Source organism: Wolbachia endosymbiont of Drosophila simulans wHa (assembly GCF_000376605.1).
Lineage (GTDB): Bacteria > Pseudomonadota > Alphaproteobacteria > Rickettsiales > Anaplasmataceae > Wolbachia > Wolbachia pipientis.
Map to the genome: position 1 here is coordinate 405,109 of NC_021089.1, position 17,907 is coordinate 423,015.

The 17,907-nt window shown below is 36.5% G+C and carries 21 protein-coding genes and 2 pseudogenes; 2 read left to right on the forward strand and 21 right to left on the reverse strand.

The window, feature by feature from the left end; genetic code table 11:
• The first annotated feature begins 57 nt into the window (after positions 1-57).
• Positions 58-246: a hypothetical protein gene (locus tag WHA_RS01790; RefSeq protein ID WP_041573508.1), complete on the forward strand. Its 189-nt coding sequence runs from the start codon at positions 58-60 to the stop codon at positions 244-246.
• A 421-nt stretch (positions 247-667) separates the two neighbouring features.
• Here the strand turns inward: WHA_RS01790 and WHA_RS01795 are convergent, their stop codons facing one another.
• The 12 genes from WHA_RS01795 to WHA_RS07480 all read right to left on the reverse strand — a co-directional run bounded on the left by WHA_RS01795 (position 668) and on the right by WHA_RS07480 (position 8,115).
• Positions 668-2,320 carry a recombinase family protein gene (locus WHA_RS01795; RefSeq protein WP_015588991.1) on the reverse strand — a complete coding sequence of 551 codons (1,653 nt, stop codon included), beginning with the start codon at positions 2,318-2,320 and terminating at the stop codon, positions 668-670.
• On the reverse strand, positions 2,229-2,507 hold the full coding sequence (locus tag WHA_RS01800) for a hypothetical protein (protein ID WP_458694396.1): 279 nt from the start codon (positions 2,505-2,507) through the stop codon (positions 2,229-2,231). The genes WHA_RS01795 and WHA_RS01800 overlap by 92 nt, the downstream gene beginning before the upstream one ends.
• A 95-nt stretch (positions 2,508-2,602) precedes the next feature.
• Complete coding sequence (locus tag WHA_RS01805; protein WP_015588273.1) at positions 2,603-3,073, reverse strand: ankyrin repeat domain-containing protein; 471 nt, start codon at positions 3,071-3,073, stop codon at positions 2,603-2,605.
• Between the two features lie 38 nt (positions 3,074-3,111).
• Complete coding sequence (locus tag WHA_RS01810; protein WP_015588992.1) at positions 3,112-3,822, reverse strand: ankyrin repeat domain-containing protein; 711 nt, start codon at positions 3,820-3,822, stop codon at positions 3,112-3,114.
• Between the two features lie 168 nt (positions 3,823-3,990).
• Complete coding sequence (locus WHA_RS01815) at positions 3,991-5,151, reverse strand: phage tail protein (protein ID WP_015588993.1); 1,161 nt, start codon at positions 5,149-5,151, stop codon at positions 3,991-3,993.
• Positions 5,151-5,951, reverse strand: coding sequence for a baseplate assembly protein (locus tag WHA_RS01820; protein WP_015588994.1), 801 nt, complete (start codon positions 5,949-5,951; stop codon positions 5,151-5,153). Before WHA_RS01820 ends, WHA_RS01815 begins: the two co-directional genes overlap by 1 nt.
• Positions 5,952-5,953: 2 nt before the next feature.
• Positions 5,954-6,289, reverse strand: coding sequence for a GPW/gp25 family protein (locus WHA_RS01825; RefSeq protein WP_015588922.1), 336 nt, complete (start codon positions 6,287-6,289; stop codon positions 5,954-5,956).
• The gene (locus WHA_RS01830) at positions 6,286-6,540 is read right to left on the reverse strand and encodes a PAAR domain-containing protein (RefSeq protein ID WP_015588921.1); all 255 of its coding nucleotides are present in this window, start codon (positions 6,538-6,540) and stop codon (positions 6,286-6,288) included. Before WHA_RS01830 ends, WHA_RS01825 begins: the two co-directional genes overlap by 4 nt.
• 2 nt (positions 6,541-6,542) lie before the next feature.
• A complete protein-coding gene (locus WHA_RS01835) occupies positions 6,543-7,007 on the reverse strand; it encodes a phage baseplate assembly protein V (protein ID WP_015588920.1) in 465 nt (154 codons plus the stop codon).
• A complete protein-coding gene (locus tag WHA_RS01840) occupies positions 6,994-7,467 on the reverse strand; it encodes a hypothetical protein (protein WP_015588919.1) in 474 nt (157 codons plus the stop codon). The genes WHA_RS01835 and WHA_RS01840 overlap by 14 nt, the downstream gene beginning before the upstream one ends.
• Before the next feature lie 6 nt (positions 7,468-7,473).
• Entirely contained in the window at positions 7,474-7,971 is a 498-nt protein-coding gene (locus tag WHA_RS01845; protein ID WP_010962479.1) for a phage tail protein, read from the reverse strand.
• Positions 7,972-8,115 carry a head-tail joining protein gene (locus WHA_RS07480; RefSeq protein WP_010962478.1) on the reverse strand — a complete coding sequence of 48 codons (144 nt, stop codon included), beginning with the start codon at positions 8,113-8,115 and terminating at the stop codon, positions 7,972-7,974.
• A 180-nt stretch (positions 8,116-8,295) separates the two neighbouring features.
• On the opposite strand from WHA_RS07480, the pseudogene WHA_RS01850 reads away from it, so the two are divergent.
• Positions 8,296-9,317 (forward strand): annotated as a pseudogene (locus tag WHA_RS01850) (IS110 family RNA-guided transposase).
• A gap of 185 nt (positions 9,318-9,502) precedes the next feature.
• On the opposite strand, the gene WHA_RS01855 reads toward WHA_RS01850, so the two are convergent.
• From WHA_RS01855 to WHA_RS01890, 9 genes and pseudogenes are all read right to left on the reverse strand, one after another.
• The gene (locus WHA_RS01855) at positions 9,503-9,763 is read right to left on the reverse strand and encodes a head-tail joining protein (RefSeq protein ID WP_010082171.1); all 261 of its coding nucleotides are present in this window, start codon (positions 9,761-9,763) and stop codon (positions 9,503-9,505) included.
• 90 nt (positions 9,764-9,853) lie between these two features.
• Positions 9,854-10,855, reverse strand: coding sequence for a major capsid protein (locus tag WHA_RS01860; protein ID WP_015588918.1), 1,002 nt, complete (start codon positions 10,853-10,855; stop codon positions 9,854-9,856).
• A gap of 77 nt (positions 10,856-10,932) precedes the next feature.
• On the reverse strand, positions 10,933-11,304 hold the full coding sequence (locus WHA_RS01865) for a head decoration protein (protein WP_015588995.1): 372 nt from the start codon (positions 11,302-11,304) through the stop codon (positions 10,933-10,935).
• A gap of 67 nt (positions 11,305-11,371) precedes the next feature.
• Entirely contained in the window at positions 11,372-12,406 is a 1,035-nt protein-coding gene (locus tag WHA_RS01870; RefSeq protein ID WP_015588996.1) for a S49 family peptidase, read from the reverse strand.
• Positions 12,406-13,812: a phage portal protein gene (locus tag WHA_RS01875; RefSeq protein WP_015588997.1), complete on the reverse strand. Its 1,407-nt coding sequence runs from the start codon at positions 13,810-13,812 to the stop codon at positions 12,406-12,408. Before WHA_RS01875 ends, WHA_RS01870 begins: the two co-directional genes overlap by 1 nt.
• Positions 13,813-13,998, reverse strand: a pseudogene (locus WHA_RS07025) (hypothetical protein); the annotation flags it as partial.
• A 3-nt stretch (positions 13,999-14,001) separates the two neighbouring features.
• The gene (locus WHA_RS01880) at positions 14,002-15,828 is read right to left on the reverse strand and encodes a phage terminase large subunit family protein (RefSeq protein WP_015588998.1); all 1,827 of its coding nucleotides are present in this window, start codon (positions 15,826-15,828) and stop codon (positions 14,002-14,004) included.
• Complete coding sequence (locus WHA_RS01885; RefSeq protein ID WP_015588999.1) at positions 15,825-17,309, reverse strand: ankyrin repeat domain-containing protein; 1,485 nt, start codon at positions 17,307-17,309, stop codon at positions 15,825-15,827. Before WHA_RS01885 ends, WHA_RS01880 begins: the two co-directional genes overlap by 4 nt.
• 18 nt (positions 17,310-17,327) lie before the next feature.
• Positions 17,328-17,810, reverse strand: coding sequence for a hypothetical protein (locus WHA_RS01890; RefSeq protein WP_015589000.1), 483 nt, complete (start codon positions 17,808-17,810; stop codon positions 17,328-17,330).
• Between the last annotated feature and the right edge of the window lie 97 nt (positions 17,811-17,907).

Sequence of the window (17,907 nt, forward strand, 5' to 3'; positions counted from 1 at the left end):
ATAGATCCCTTACTTAACCGTCATACCTTAACATAGATCCCGCTAACAAGCAGCGGGATGACGGTTATCAGGCTAGCTGTCATCCTAGTTTGGAATCCAGGAAAAAGAATGGTGTCATCCCATTGCCCAGACACTGGGATCCAGGAAAGTTTGCTTGTAAACAAGCAAACTAGCATAGAAAGTGGTTACAACGTTTTCGATGAGATTATATGGAAAACTGGATTCCAGTGTCAAGCACTGGAATGACATCACAGGGGCACTGGAATGACACCTCTCTTGGGCTCTTTTAGCTATAAACATTAAGAAATTTACCAAACGAAAAAAAAGGCAAAAGAAGCCCCGTGGTTATTATCCGCTTTAAAATATTGGCGTTTTTTATGTTTTAAACGCTTGACAAGCGAAATTCAGCTGCTTTTAATTGCAACTAACCTACGCTGCAAATGTTTAAGAAATTTACCAAGCAGAAAAAAAGACAAAGAATCCCCGAGTTAGCTAGTTTTTTACTATCTTTGTCGAGTATTGGCATTTTTTGATGTCTTGTAACGCTTTGTAAGCGCGTTCAGCTTATTTAGATAAAAATCTAGATGTAGATGAAGTTTTGTAAAGACATACAGTATCTATATACTGCAAAAAATTAAACATAAGACGCCGATACATTAAGTAATCCTTACCTTTTAATCTGCAGATTGGCGAAAGCAAATACAATAGCTTCACTGTCATGACGTCCAGTACAATGTTGCAAATTAAAAATCTCTCCATCCTGTGCTGGTTCTTCGATTCTAAACGCCACTTCTACCTGGTCATAACCAATCTGAATTCGTTCTACTAATGCTTTAATGATGCCACGCTTAGTTTGCCAATCTAGCTGTTCCAAATTAGATTTTACACTGGAATAAAGACTCTTTATACTGTTGATGATAAGGTTCATTCCCTTCTCTATTGCTTTTTGATCAACTACCTTTTTCTTCTCTTCTTCTATCCCTCTTAAGCGTTCCCTCATTCTTTTCATCGTCTGTTTAAATTCTTCCTCACTTATATATCCTTTATCTCCTACATTTTCTTGACTATAATAGTCTTCCATTAACTTTTCGATGCCTTGTTTTATTTGATTTTCCCTTCTTGCAAACTTCTTATCTGATGATTCATCATTTTTATTTTCTGCAGTTCTACGGTGATACTCATTTTTTATTATCTCTGGGTTTTTTAGTAAATTTTTCACCTTTTCCCATATAGCTGTTTCTAACATATCTGTACGGACCAATTTATTAGTACACTTCTCCCTACCATCAGTAATACGTATAGTACTACTACAGCGATAATAGCTAAACTTTTTTCCCTCAACTCCACATTGTGCACCACTATACGCATATCCACAGTTTTGACACACAACTAGACCTTGTAATAGGTATTTCTTTTTTCCTCCCTCTCTCTGCATCCTTGCTCTTTTTCTATTTTCATCCAGTTGCTTTTGTACTTTATTAAATAACCCTTCATCAACTATTTTTGGTACTGGTATATAAATCCAGCTGTCCTCATCTGTGCGAGAGATAGAAACCTTTTGTTTATTTCTTTCTCTTTTTTCAACCCTCTTTAATTTACCAAACGCTGCTTGTCCTTTATATGCTGGATTTCTTAACACCTTCCAAATTATTATTGGACACCACACCTTCTTTCCAGTTCTTGTTCTAATTGACTTATCTCTTAGTCTACGTATCACTTCCCTTATACTTATTCTCTCTTGCCCTACCCACATGAATATCTGCTTTACTATTTTTGCTTCCTCTTCATTTATTTCAAACTTTGTCTTTTCTCTATCTACATGCTTTATACGATTATAACCAAAAGGTGCAATGCCAATTACACTTACACAGCCTTTTTTTGCTCTATGGAGTTTTCCCCTACGACTACGTTCCATAATCTTTGTACACTCATATTCTGCCACTAATCCTTGCATTCCCAATAACAATTTAGACTCTGGATTATTTTCAGTCTTATGATTTAAGAATATTACTTCTACTCCTGCTTTTTCAAATTCATCAAGTAGTATCATTTGATGTGCAGATTTTCTTGATAGTCGGTCAGGTGAATGAATATAAATTTTATCAATTTGATCTTCTCCTACTTTATCACGTAATGCATCTAAACCTTCACGTTCTAAACTCCACCCACTAAGCCCATCATCCTTAAATTCATACTCATTCAATAACTCATGCTTATCTGCAGCAATTCTATGCTTGAGCTCGGCAATTTGACTCTCTATTGTATTGTTCTGCGCTTGACTCTTCGATGAAACTCTTGCATATAAGGCCACTGTTATCATTTTTCTTTATCTCCTTTTCATTGTTTCTTTTTACCGCATACCTTAGTAACAGCTCATAGGCGTCTGCTAGATGTTGTTCCGCTAATTCATCTGGCTCGTATCGGCAAGTTAATGTTCTTTTTCTCATAGTTTCTCCTGCAAATGTTTTTGTAGTGCAAGGAGCCTTACCACTCCTTTTTTCCATCAATCCATTTACTCTTATGAAAAAGACCAACTTTTATCAGCTACAGCCTTCAAATTTGCTTCCTTTACCAACTGCTGTTGCGCTTTCTGATACGACTCTTATTTTTTTAACAAACTTTCCATTTTCTCTGTTTCTTTCTTTAATACCTCGGCTATTTCTTTGCTATTTTTCGCATAATCCATCGCTATCATTCCAAATTTATCCGCTTGCTCTATTTCTCCTCCAGCTTTTACCAGCTCCTCCACTATTTCTTTTTCACCTACCATGCACGCAAGGTGTAGAGGTATGCATTTATTTCCATATTCCTCAGCATTTACGTCTGCTCCTGATTTTATCAATTCCCTCACGATTTCTAGACGTTTCTCCGTTACCGCTAGGTGCAGTGCTGTGTATCCTTTCACATCTGCTGCATTCACATTCACTCCTTTTTCAACTAATAACTTCACTGTTTTTGCGTCTACTGCATAATGCAGAGCTGTTCTTTCCTTCTTGTCTCTTTCATAAATATTTTCATATGAGTTCTCTAATAATTCTTTTGCTGACTTATTAAATTTGCCAAGCTTTAACATAATCCACCTCACCTTTTCTTTAAATTTAAATCCCTCTTTTAAACCTTCCTTTTCGCTACCTCATCTATCATTTCGTTCACTTGGCTCATTATTTTGCTTGCTAAATTTTTACATTCTTCCTTTATCAGTGATTTGTCTCTCTTCCTTATTTCTTCTATCTCTATTATTTTTAACTCCGGCAAATAACTCCCATTCAACATGTCTGCTATTTCTCCCACTAGCCTCTCTATTCCATAGCATGTCAGTTCTCTATTTTTTATTACTCCTCCTTTTTCTCTCAAAAATTTGCTTGCCTTTTCACTTTCTTTGCTATCACACAGAGAATACTTTTCACTTTCCCAGATGTAATACATTGGTGTTGCACCATATTTATTCAGTTGATTAACTTCAGCTCCCGCTTTTACTAGCTCTTTTATTATTTCAACTCCTGCTCCTCCTATTTTGCATGCAGAGTGCAATGGCGTACATCCACTGACATATTGAGTGGAATTTACTTCTGCTCCTTCCCTTAGCAGCACTTTTACATTTTCTAAGCTTTTTGCAAATACTGCACAGTGTAGTGGTGTATAACCATTTTTATCTCTTGCATTTACCTCTGCCCCTTTTTTTATTAATAACCTCACTGTTGTGTAATCGGAGATTTCTACTGCTTGATGCAAGATCGTCTCTCCTTCTTCATTTCTTTTATTAATGTTTTTAAACCCGTTACTTGATACTTCTTTAAAAAACTTACTCTTGCTAAAACTCATTTCATACCTCACAAAATTAGCTTTTCTAGCGCCAGACAAATTTCTTATATTTACCTGCTGCTATTCAAGTCATGTCCTTTTTAGCATGAGAAAGCAAGTCCTTTTCTTTTTATTTCATACACTTTTACCTATTATTAATATAATATATGAGGATCTAAATATAAGTGCTTAACTTATTAGAGATATTATTCGACTATCTTTCCAACTTCTGTGCAAATGTCGATGTTCGTGCCACTTCAGTACTCCCGGGTAAAATACTAAAATGTGCTTTTCTAATTCGTGTATTGAGTCTTTTTGCTCTGAATCTAAATCGTTTTTATAGTAAACGTTGTGTTCTGCTAAAACATATTTTCTGACCTTCTGATCTGTATAATTTTCTACTTTATAGTTGTGAGTAACGCTAAATCTTTCTAAAATTGGCTTGTGTTTTAAATTCCAATATTGCCCTGAAAGTTTATCGCTTCCCAATACAAATTTATTTCCTCTTTCTTCTACGCTACTAACTGGAAAGCACGTATTTATGTCTCCTAAATCCCAACTGTCTGATAATACTATCTGCGCTTTTGCAAATTTAATCGATGGTAATAAACTCTGTGGTAATGGATATAGTGCTTTTAAGTTGTACCACAAATGATTTCTTTCATAAATACCGTTATAATTCTTTGTGTGAGGCTCTGTTTTTCCAAGGATTGCTACATCTAGGCGATATATATCATTGCTTAAAGCTCGTTCATAATGATCGCGTAGATAGTTTTCTATAATCCTAATAACTGGACCACTAGACCTGAAAAAATTTACTCTTCCAAATGATAACACTGGTCCATCTTTTTCTATTTTTACCCCTGAATAATCAGAAAGAAGATCTCCAAATAAACTCTCATCCAATATAAATCTCTGCACATTATAATAATCGTTAAAAATCCTCATCAACCTCGATCTTACAGGCAGTGATAGTTTTGCCAGCTCTACTACTGCATCTACGAAGAAGTCATTTGGTACCTCTTTTATCCCTACTTGCAACTCAAAAAAGTGTTTACCGGGTGGTTCTTCGATGATTGTAATGTCTTCTATATTTGCCCACTTGAGTGCTATTTTAAGTGATTTAGGTGTTCCTCGTAGTCTTTGAAATTTTACTCCTTCTACTACTGCTTTTCTTCTATCTTTTACCCAGCGTAGTATTTCTTCTAAACCATATTCTTCTATTATCCACGGCAATGTTTCTTCTTCCAATCTAAATTTAAATCCTCTAATACAGCTTGGATCAACCTTATAATCTATCGCATCTACTAGCGCTTTTTCCTGTTTTGTTGCATTTGGTGGCAATAACATTAATTCAACTCAACCTTTAAATTTTTCAAATTTGCAGATTCATTTCCCAGAACCACAACATCCTCTCTTGGCTCTATTAATTCCACGTTTTCTACCCCTTCTACAAATAGATTTGCTATGATCCATGATTTTGTCACCTTCCATCCCAATCTTTTCGTTTCTTCAAATTTTTCGATAAATTTCTTCTTCACCGTTTCAATAATATCCGGTCTTTTAATGCTAATTTTGCTGTGGATATCTATTTCAATAATATTGCAACCAACTACTGTTATCGTATCTGTCAATACCCTTATATCATCCCTGGTGACTCGCTTTCTTACAATATCAAGTAGTTCTTCAGATGCTATGCCATTTGTGGATAACTCCGTGGATAAAATCGAGATCTCTACACTCCCTGGCACTTTTGATTCAACCAGCGCATCCTTTACTCTTCTATCTGCTGAGAGTGCATGATATCGATAATGTTCTTTACTTCCTCCAGTTGACCAGCCTTTTATTTTTGCCTTGATTCTTTTTCTAAATCGTTCATCTTCTTCTCCATCTTGCCTCTCTGCTCCATAAAACTCAGCTAAATTATCAAGTTCTTCCCCCCTTGCAAACTTCAGTAAGTTGCTCCTTGCCGCTTCGTTTATTCTTTCTCTCAGCAAAAGTTCTCGCCATGCTGCTACCTCTAAAATCTTTATTGCTGGGTCACTTTCTACTAATGCCGTAAAACTTTCATCACGACTTACTAATTCTTCTTTCATCCGGGAAAAAATCTCTTCAAAGTTCAGTGGTTCGATAATATTTGGCTGCTCCATCTCTATACCATAATCCCATCAAAATGAATATTTTTCCCATTTGGTAGATAAATACCATCTAATGAAATATTGACCTTTCCTTCTTTCACTTCTGTAATTTTTACTTTTTCTAACTTAAATCTTTGCTCCAACTTTTGTAGAGCTTCTGCTACTGCTGCATAGATTTCCAAAGTTAAATCCCTATTAATTGGCTTATCTACTAATTCAAGTAGTCTTGACCCATAATCCCTTCGCATAACACGTGATCCTATCGGCGTGGTCAGTATGTCAACTATCGATTGCTTTAGATGGTTTAATCCTTCCAATTCCTTTCCCGTGCTAGCATTCATGCCTCTCATTCTGCAAATACATTTTTGCTATCACCCATCACATGAAAACCACACGATACCAAGTCACCTGTTCTTGTTATGCCAATATCATTAACAAATACGCTATTTGATCCCTGAGTTAGTTTCTCCCCTAGAGTTAAGATATCTCCTTTTCGACGCACAGATCTACCGTTTACAAAAACATCGCTGCTTCCACTCATACAAACATGTGCTGGTATTCCACTGCAATAATCCCCTATACAAACCACAGCTTTAGCCATACTTAATTAAGGTCGATTCTCTTTGCTTTGAGTTTTATGCCTCTCTTGGTAATCTTCATACTTGATTCTCCTACTTTCAACGTTATTTTATCCACTACATCTATCTTAAGATGGTGCTTTTCTTGCTCATATGATAACTTTGTCCCATCTTGAAATTTTACACTATTTATTTCCTTTTTATTCTCCGGAGGGGGATATTTCTCCTGATATATTGCTGGTAATACTACCCCTAATGACAACTCTCCATATGGCGATAATACTATTACTTGCTCATCAATATTCGGCGCAAACCAACTTCTATCTTCTCCTGCTCTTGCCGTTACCCACGGAAGCCAATCCGTTAAAAATTCCCCTATTTTTACCCGCACTCTTGCTTTTTCATAATCTACTTCTTTAACTAGACCTATACGAATAATGTTCGCTAACTTCCTATTCAGCTCTGAAATTGCAAAATTATGCTCTAACATTTTCGCCAACACTTATTGTATGTGGTATGATACCAGTTTCTAACCACATTGATTGACCTGTATGTAGCTCGTGAACCCATTCGACCAACCACACCAAATATGCATCCAACTCTGGTTTAAAATCATCCCCTCCTGCTGATATAAATTCACCTGCTGAAACATTTTCCACGTCCCAAGTATTCTTATTCACTACCCTTGCAATTTCCGCTGCCAGTGACCTTACCACTACCTGAGAATCCTCAACTGTTCCATCAACTACCACTCTTACCTCAAATCTTGCCCTCAACGCTAATTCCTCAGTCCCCGGATCTTTCCCTGGTTCTAAACTTGCAAGCTCTACAAATGCTGCTGGCGCTATTATTTCCCTACGTATTGCTGGATACACTTCGCACGTTTGTATTGCTGGGATTTCTTCTTTTAGCGTTTTACAAATCTTCTGATGTAGATCTCTCCAAAACATACGCTCTTAAATAAAATTAAGTTCATGGTCAAAATACTTCTCAAATACTCTCTCTACTTCATTAGAGACTAACTCTTTCATTGTTTCCCGAGCATGGGTATTTATTTTAATTTCATCTATTGGCAAAGACGTGGTATACCTTCGTCTGAAGATTCCTATATGACCATTTTTCATTGTTGCTATAAATGCTCCTTCATACGTACGGCTTCCTACTTTTGCTCCTATCTTTGTCTGTTTTATACTCCCAAGTTTTGCTACTCCTATCCACTGCGAACTGAGCTTTACTACTGACCATAAGCGCTTTCTATTTGCTTTATCCACACTTAACTTTTTTCTCATTGCTTTTTTTGGTATTTGTTTTTCTTCGCTAACTTGTTTGACAGTTTGTGACCTTACCCATAGTGCTGTTTTGTTTAGTGCCCTCACCGTTGCTTTTTCCACTTTTTTCCTTTCAGCATCTATACTTTGTATAATACTACCGGTGACTTCGATGTTAATACGCATCTACACCCCTGACGCTTGAATTTTCCATAGCATTCCCGAATTGTCCCTAAGTGGTGGTGAATATACTTTGTACTTACGCTTATCAATAATAAAGATATCTCCTTGTATCTTGTCAAAAGCATCTGATGTTTTAAGCTTAAGCATTAGGTGGAGAAGGGAAGAACTTTGAATATCTCCTTAGATATAAAATCTGTGTGGTAGACAAGAGTTCCCTTCTCAAAAGTATAGGCTGAACGGTATCGTAGAAAGACCTAAATGGTTATAATTCTGTATCCACAAGGTTAGCCTTACTTTTCATTTTAATAGTAACGTATGGAGTTATATATGATCAACAACTTTTTGGGTATAGACATATCAAAAGATCGCTTTGATGTTTCTCTTTCATTCATAAGCAACAAAGGAAAACGTGAAACCAGGAAAAGGAGTTTCAAGAATAATGATCATGGGTTTCAAGGTTTACTGAGCTTTCTACAAAAGCATAATGTAGAACAAGTAAAAGCCTGCATGGAAGCTACTGGTTGTTATAGTGAAGCCTTAGCTGAATTTCTACACAATACTGGACATTTTGTGAGTGTTGTTAATCCAGCTTGTATAAGATTTTATGCAAAAAGTAAGCTTATACGACAAAAGAATGATCAGACTGATGCAGAGATAATTGCCGATTATTGCCAAAGACAGGAACCTATTCGTTGGGCACCACTTCTCCTGAGTTAAAGAAATTAAAGCATCTTTATCGTTGCTCGGCTGCGTTAAAAGATGAATTGACATTAGTAAATAACCACTTAGAAAAAAAAGAGAGACTGCCTAAAGAAGTTGCAAATGCTTGGGAAGACCTTGCAATGAACATAAAACAAAAAATAGAAAGAATAAAAAACTCCTTACGTGAACTATTAAATAAACACAAAGAATTGTTGGAAAATTTTCAACTTCTATTGACCATTCCAGGAATAGGAGAAGAATCAGCAGTAGCTATTTTGGCTGAAGTTCCTAACATAAAAGCTTTCAAGGATGCCAGGCAATTGGCAGCATATGCTGGAGCTATACCACGAAATATAACGTCAGGTACGTCTGTACATGCCAAGCCCAGATTAAGTAAATCCGGTTCACGAACATTATGTAAGGCAATGTACTTTCCTGCCATAGTAGCTAAGAATCATAATCCTACTATTATGACTTTTTGCAAAAGGTTAAAAGAGAAAGGCAAGCATAACATGGCCATTGTGGGAGCTGCAATGCGTAAGTTACTCCATATTGTTTTTGGTGTTTTAAGGTCAAAGAAGGCTTTTGATCCAGATCATATCAAAAACTACAGAGCTAGGAGTTTGGCTGAAAGTTTAGTGCTTTAAAATCAAAAAACGCTCCAATTATGTAAAATAGTATCTTACACAAATTTTGTAACTGGTTAGTGAATATGTTGATAAGTAAATTAATTTTATACGTACAAAAAAGCGGAAATTTACTTATCAACATATTCACTAACTATAATCTGTGTACCGTTACACAAAATGTGAATTGGAAGTATTTTTTAATTTTATGATACAGCTTGAACAATTTTTGTAATTTTTTTGTTGACTTGCAAGACGGTATCTACTACTGGCTGCAATACATCGAATATACTCACCTCCAAAATCAATATCTCCCCTACAAATTGTCCTTCACCAATCTCGTATAATTTATCTGGCTGTTGTTTTAATATTTGCACCATATATGACTTATCCTTTGATTCATACAACGCTTGCTGCCCTAGATGTGCAAAACAATCTGCAAATAATCTTTTAATATCTCTAAACATAATTTTTTAGTTGCTTTTTATTCTTTAGTTGATATAATGCTTCCTGTTCGGGGTATTAAAAACAATCTGCACTTAGCTTTACCTCACCTGTTATGCAGCAAGTTTTACAAGTATACCTGGGCGATGGCACATTGGTAGAGGGTTTGATTGGGTATGAAGGTCAGTCCCTCTATCAAATCTTCTTGGCTCTTGTTTTGCATAGAGCGGTTGTCCTAGTGTATTTACCGTTTCATTAAAGTCCGCTGGCGCAAAGTAAGTAGTAAATGTGCTTGCTGTACCAAGTGGAAAACAGTGACCTGTATCTTTCTCAATAAATCTTCTCACGGTTCCTTCAGGATCAGTTGCTTGTCCTCTGTATTCCTCAAATGTTATTCCACAAAACGTAAATCCTGATCTCATATCATTCCGAAGCGCTGCTCCTTCTTGCCATCTTTCATATGCTTCTTTTACTTTACTATGCGAAGTTAATGCATCAAAAAATTCAGGGCTTACCAAAGCATGTACTCCTGTCATATATTCACCACTTAGATTATCTTCTATATGCCGGAGTACTTCCATACACTTACGCTTTACATCTGTTGTTGCTATTCCCAGTGCAAAATTTACTACTTTTGGCGTAATTTCAAATTCGTTGTAAAGATTTAACAATTCACTGCCATCAGCGTCCAGAATAATCCCTTTCAACTCCCCCATTCGCAAATGTTCTAACGTTATCGCGTGCTTGTTCCTCATCAATTCCAGATGATCTGTTACCACGTTAGCCAACGCTTTCAGTTCATTCTCTGACCCAAATGCCCTTATCCCTTGCACTTCCTCAGGTAACACTACGTCATCATGGGGAATATGTGGTATCGTAAACGTTCTTATTTTTCGTTTTCCACGTTTTCCCACTGTTGCTGGTGCTCCGGGAACTTGCGTTGGTAATAGGCTCAAAACACCGTTTTGCTCTTCTATCGTAATATGTCGGAATCTTACCGATCTACTTGGAAATAAATTTAAGCTTTCTGTTCGACCATAATTTATCGGCAATATGTTTATTGCTTTAGTTAATTCCGTCATACTAAATGCTGAATTTGTAAATGGATTTTGCATGTTTTTTCCCCTTTAATGCTGTAGATGTTTGTTGGCTTTTAAGCCCTTTGCGAATGATTAAGATGTTTGCTGGGCTTCTAAACCCCTTTGCGGATAATGATGCCTCGTGCTTCAAGTTGCTTTATTGCTGCAGCTTTCTGCTCTTCTGTTATATTTGCTGGCCACACAACTGCATGATCTGCTAGCATTGCTATACGTGTAATGATTACTGCTTTGGTATTTTCTTTCACGTTTACATCACTTGCTATCACTCCTATAGCTGTTTGCGTACCATCTGTTGCAGTTGGATTGATAATCTTAATTACATTATCTTCAATATTACAGCCAACTACAGTACCCAAGCTTAGGTTTTGCCCCTTTGCTACTGTTATTTGGTCTCTTGAGTATAGATTTGATGCTTCATACTTTAATAAGTCACCCAGATTATTTTGTTCGCTTATACAACTCATAAATTTCTCTCCTTAACTGCTTACCGCCGCTTTTATCAATGCTATATACGGCGGTTATAAAAATACTTTAACTCCTACGACTTTTCGCTACCTGCATCATCAATTCTTCTCCTGAATTCTGTGGTATTGCACTCAGTATCTCTGTCTTCTTTGTTCTCTCTGCAAGTAATTCCATTAAAACTTCCCTAGCTTGCTCAACACTTACACTTTGCTCAATAAATTCTCCTATCTTTTCTGGCATCTTCGATAAATTACATAAACGTATTAATTCAAGAACTTCAGTACGATACTTGGTTAAATTATCAGTTTCTAGGTCATTTGTAGTTTGTTCATTCATAGTAATACTCCTGTTTTTATTAATAGATGAAAGAATTGTCATTCCGTCTGCAAGGCCTATTTCTACTGCTTTCTCCCCAAAATATAGCCCTGCCTCTGTTGATCGAATCTTTTCAATTGAAAGACCTCTGTTCCTTGCTATTAGCTGCAAAAACATTTCATATAGTCGTCCTACTTCTTTTTGTAAGCTTTCTAAACTTTCAGACGTTATTGGCTCATGCGGATTTAAATCATTCTTTCGACTGCCAGCAAAGATTGTGGTGTATTTTATTCCCTGTTTTTCATCAAACCCACTTTGATCTATATGACTTGCTATTACTCCAATACTGCCAACACCAGAAGTTCTTCTCACAAATACCTTCTCAGCGCTTGAAGCTATAGCATATGCAGCAGAGTATGCATCATCATTTGCTATCGCTATTATCCTCTTTTTTGCTCTTGATTCATAAATAAAGTCAGCTAGGTCAAATATACCGTTTACCTCTCCTCCGGGGCTATCTATTTCCAGCATAATTGTCTCTATGCTACTATCTGCTAATGCTTGTTTAATTTGTTCTTCTATTTGCTCATATGATGTCATCCCGAGCATTTCATCAAACGCACCTGGTTTTTTAGTCAAGATTCCATGTATTGCTATAATTGCAGTTCTTTCTACGTTACTTTTGATGGAGTGCTTTATGTTTTTAAACGTGGGATGTTTTTGATTGTTTAATGACAATAGCTCAAAACTCCTTGGTTCAAGCATTAATGGTTTTCCTAAGAGCATCATAATCCTTTACAATCAGAGTCAAACATTAAGTTGAGACTATTTGCACGTTTTTGATCTTCTGCTATTTCTTGATCTATTTCTTCAACATCGTAACCCATTTCTGATACTACTTCCGATCGACTCTTAAATCCATTCCTTACTGCCATTTGCTGCGATTGCTGGTCTTTCAGTGGATCCACCCAATCAAATCCCTGTGGTATCCATTTTACTTCTTCTTTCGCTGCTTTTACTACTTTTTCATCTATACTCAGTTCTCCACAAAGCACTGCTAATTCTAGCCATCTATTCCAAATAGGTCTACAAAACTGGAACACTATCACGTTATGCTGTAACATTGCGCACCTTCTGCGAAACTCTATCAACCCTGCCCGAATGGATGAATAATTAACCCTTGTTAAATCTCCTGTTAGCTGCTCATATGTTATTCCTGTACCTATTGCTATTGCCCTCAGTTGCTGTCTCATAAACGCTTCATAACTTCCTCCAACATCTGATGGCTCTGAAAATTTTATGTCCTCTCCTGGGTCTAAAAGCTGCATTGTTCCAGGTTCCAGGCCAGATAGTGCTACTCCTTGCTCACTTGCTTCACCTTCTCCCATGATATTTGCTTCTGGATCAAGTCTCGTAATAAATCCCGCAAACATTGCTGCAGTCTTTTTTCGTACTAATTCTGCATCATCATATTGATCAAGTTCATAGAGCTTTAGCAGTATACTCGAAAGCCATGGCTCTCCTCTAATTTGCCCAGGTCTTAGTGGTCTATAAATATGTAAAACATCATTTGCTGGTACTCTTACTGATTCTCCAAATGAGCCTTCGCCTGGATGTTCTCTAAATAAGTAATATGCTTCTCTTTGCCCAAGCTTGTTAAACTCAATCCCGTTTCTTATTACATTACCATTTGCTAAAGTTTGATTTGTTTTATTGTCTAAATGTTCAGACTCAAGTACTTGCAGTTGTAGTGGTACAGAAAATCTATCTTCCAGCTTTCTCGTTCTTAAACGTACAAAACATTCTCCTCCCTCTATCATACTTCTGCATACTAGAGCTTGTAATCCATAAAAATCACTTACTCCACTACTGTCTGCTTCATCTGTCCATCTTAGCCATAATTCTTGCACCTTCTTTCGAAATTCTCCATCTCTTGCTTTTGATTGTGGTTTTATTCCTGTTCCAATAGAGTTACTTACTATCGTATCAATTATATTTGCAGCGTAAGGATTTTTTCTCACCATATCACGTGATCTACTACGTAAAGTTTCAAGGCTTTGAGACAGCAAATTGTTTATACTTCCTAACTCTGGTTGAAAGTGAAAAAATCTTCTTCCTGAGCCTGCTGCATCCCAGGCTGAACTTTTGATTTTTGGCTTGTTGAATAATTGTTTGAAGGTTTTTAGTAGCATTTTTGGCTCCACTCCAGCAATCTTTAGCTCAGCTTTAATTCGTTGTCTTAAGTTTAGTAAATCATTTATATCTACTTCTGCATATCTTACCACATGATCACCATATGCAATTGATACTACTCGCTCTCCGTTTTGCAGCTTCTTTATCGCTTCTTCGACTTGAATTAAATAATCTTCGTTATACATTTATTACTTGCTGATCCATTTGCTTTTGACTATTTTCTTTGATTTTTTACTTTCCGGTTTTTCACTTAAACTATTCCATTTACTCTCTGGCCATCTGTCTATTCCCAGTGCTATCGATGCTGCTCTTGCATAAATTCGGCAATCTAGTACTTCATTTCTTTCTCTTACCTTTTGCCACTCTTGTTTGGTATATCCTTTTACTACTTTGCTGACTAATTGCTCTGCCGTTAGCTGCTTAAAATACTCAGGTGCATACTCGGGAAAATGACAATACCCTGGCGGTGTTTCTTCACCTTCTTTTAAAATATTAAGTAATTGAAAAAGCTCTGACTTTAATATCGATACTCCGACTGGCCAGAGCTTTATTCCTCTTTTCAGCTTTTGCCCTCCAACTGTTATATCTACTCTACTTGGGCTGCTCAGCGGCACTAGTGCTTTATTTACACCTTTCACTGCCATTACTCTTCCAGACCCTTGATGACTTCTCACCCAGTTGTAAACTTCCTGCGTTGCATACCCTGCATCAACCGCCATCATACTTATCATATATTCAAGCCCATTTTCACCAATAAAATGATGATTGAGGAGCTCCGAAAGCTTTTTCCATACTTCTCTACTTCCTGTATCTCCTTCAAATACTCGGTAGTCTATTGACCAACTTTCACGACTTTTTCCCCATGCTACAACTTCCACCTCTAGACGATCTTTTTGGACATCTACTCCTGCAGTAAGTACCACTTCTCTCCTTGGTACTGTGCCAATCTGAAAAAATTCTCTCCTGTTAAATAATTGCTTCCAATCAGGTACTTCTCCTTTATCTACCCAGGTTTCTCCAAGCGTTGTGTTGATCCAAACTTTCAGTAATTGTTCACTTTCCTTTGCATGCAGAAAATCCTCTACTGCTTGTTGCCAACTATACCACCCAACTGGGCTATAAAGACTTGAAAGGTGAAATCCTATTACTTTGCTATTGTGTACTTGATTTGTAGCTCTCCATTCTCCACGTTCAAGCATCTCTGTCTTTTGATGATTTTCTATCTTTTCACCACATTCTATACATATATAGTGTGCTGTACTTGGATTTTTATCTTCCCATTTTATTTGTGACCATTTTAGAACTTGATAGTAATTACAATACGGACAGGGAACAAAAAAATATCTCTTATCTGTTGCTTCAAATTCTTTCTCAATTCTGCTTATTCCATGAATCGTTGGTGTCGATACTAAAAAAATCTTTCGCCTTGCAAATGTATTAGTTCGAGCAATACTGAGCAGTACTGGATCTCCTTCTCCTCCTGAATCTCCTGGGTAGGCATCTATTTCATCAAGAAAGAGATATTTTACTGGCATAGATCTCAGTCCTACACTACTATTCGCTCCAGTTATTACTACTATTCCACCTGGAAACTCCTTACTTTGTACAGTATTCCCTGAATCTCTTGACCTTGGGTCTTTTACTTTACTTTTTAAACATGGTGTACTCTCTATTAACGGTGCAAATCTTCCCTTCGACCAACGTTTTCCCATTTCAACTGTTGGCTGTACTACCAGCATTGGACCTGGTGTTTGATCGATGATATAGCCAATCCAATTGTTGCCAGCTTCTGTTCCCCCAATCTGCGCTCCTTTCATGAATACTACTTTTTCTGCAGGTGAAGATGGTGATAGTGAATCCATTATTTCTTTTAAATAAGGAGTTCTTTCTGTTCTCCATTTACCTGGCTCTGATGCTGCAGTTGGCGCTAAAACTCGATACTCATTCGCCCACTCTGATACTTTAAGCTGGGGATCTGGCCTTAAACCTTCAGAAAAAGATGTAGCGTATATCATTGTCTGCATCTACTCATAACTGGTTCTATCTCGACATCATTAACAATAGAACTACACTCATCCAATTCCATAAACATCTTTTTCTGAAATTCCTTTTCTATATATCTTTTGCTCATCTCACTTATCATTATTGCTATAACAAGCGCAAATACCCCTGTTATTGTTGCAAAAATGATTGCACTGCTTATCGTTGTTGTTATCAACCCTATATATACTGCTACTGCTATTGCGCTGACTGTAGTATAGATGCAGATAATATTATTATGTTTTTTCGTCCTTTTATCTGCTATTTCTCTCTGTGCTATATATTTATTATGAAGGGTTGGAAAATTAACAACGGTATCTCTGCAGAGCAAAGACCCATTTTTTTCAGTAAACAAAACTTTAAGTAACTCTAAATTGTTTGATTTAATTGCTAAATGTAAAACAGGTGTATAATTTGCTCCTTTTTTCAGCAATAACTTTACTACATGTAAATGCCCTTTTTCCGCAGCAAGGTAAACCGGTGATAAACCTTTATTATTTACAATATCAATATCGATTTCTTCTCTTAAAATTGCATCTACAATCTCAATTTCTCCTCTTTGTGCAGCTAAATGGAGTAGACTATTCTTTTCAGAACCGTATTTATTACTCATCAAAGCCTTCTTTATCTCAGGTTTAGCGTAATCAAATGGTGTTTTACCGCTATCGTCTTTTACCAGAGGGTCTATATCTTCTCGCGTTAGTAAAACTTCTATTGTTTTCAGTCTTTCAGCATAATGTAGTGGTGTTTTATTTTCGTAGTCTTGCAAATTTACTTGAGCATTAGGCTCCTTTATTAAGGATTTGAGGATATCAAGACATAAGTCTCTTTCATCGTAATTAGCATTACTTACAGCTATATGCACAGGTGACAATTTCATTGAGTTTTGTCCCATGCGTGCACTATTCACATCTGCTCCAAGCTTCAGCAGTAACTTTACTATCTCCAACTTTTTATTATTAACTGCATAGTGCATTGGTGTCTGATTTCGTGCATCAAAGACATCTATTTCAGCTTTTCCTTCTCTTATCAAAATCTTTACAACTTCTGCATGTCCTATGCCTGCTGCTAGATGTAATGGAGTATGGTGCAAAGCATTTCGTACATTAACGTCAATACCTTTTCTGATCAAATATCTCACTGCATTAATTTCACCTATCATTGCAGCTAAATGAAGTAAGCTATCTTGTTCTGACCCGTACTTGTTATTAATTAGTGCTTGTAATATTTCTGCTTTTTTCCCTTCTTTGGCGTAATCAAGAGATGTTTTACCTTCATTATCTTCCACAAAAGGATTAATGTTCTTCTTCGTGAGTAACAAATCTACCATGCTTAATTCATCAAACTCTATAGCGCAATGCAGTGGAGTTTTTCCGTTTAACCCTCTGACATTAACATCTAATCCAGGTTGATTGATTAAACACTTTATTAACTCTAAACTTAAGTTATCAGCCATTTTGTATTCAAAATCTTTTTATATTTTAAATTTAGCGTTAGATAATTCTTCAAGTGAGTTTGTAATCTCTTCAGTTAGCGTCTCGTGAATTTTTTCAGTGTCACTCAGTGATGCAAGCAGTGCTGAAACTCTATTTGGAACATTAAGCAAATTATTACGTACAACTCTTGCTACGTTAAATGCCTCACTTTTTACTTCCTCTACTGCTACAAGTTCTCCTATTTCAGCTTTTGCCTTTGCTTCTAGCAACCTTCCTCGCTCCATTTCATTTTTTATTCGCGTTTTTAGCAACATTGTAGAAAGGTTATTTGTATTTTCGTTTTCTGGATTTTTCCTCCTAAGTGGCTGACTTGGATCTCTTATTGCTGCCACCGCTTCATTTGCTTGTTCTCTATTGATCAAACCATCCTCCAACTCAACTATTCCTTTTTTTACTAAATAACAGACATATTGCTTTGATACTCCTATCTCTCTTGCCCATTCTGTTTGTGTGATTTTCACTTTTTTTTCTCCTCTCTCTTGTTTCTACGAATTTTCTTCTTGAATCTCTGAAAAGGTTTTGCCAGTATCAGCAATTTCCTACCTGTTTATACTTGCC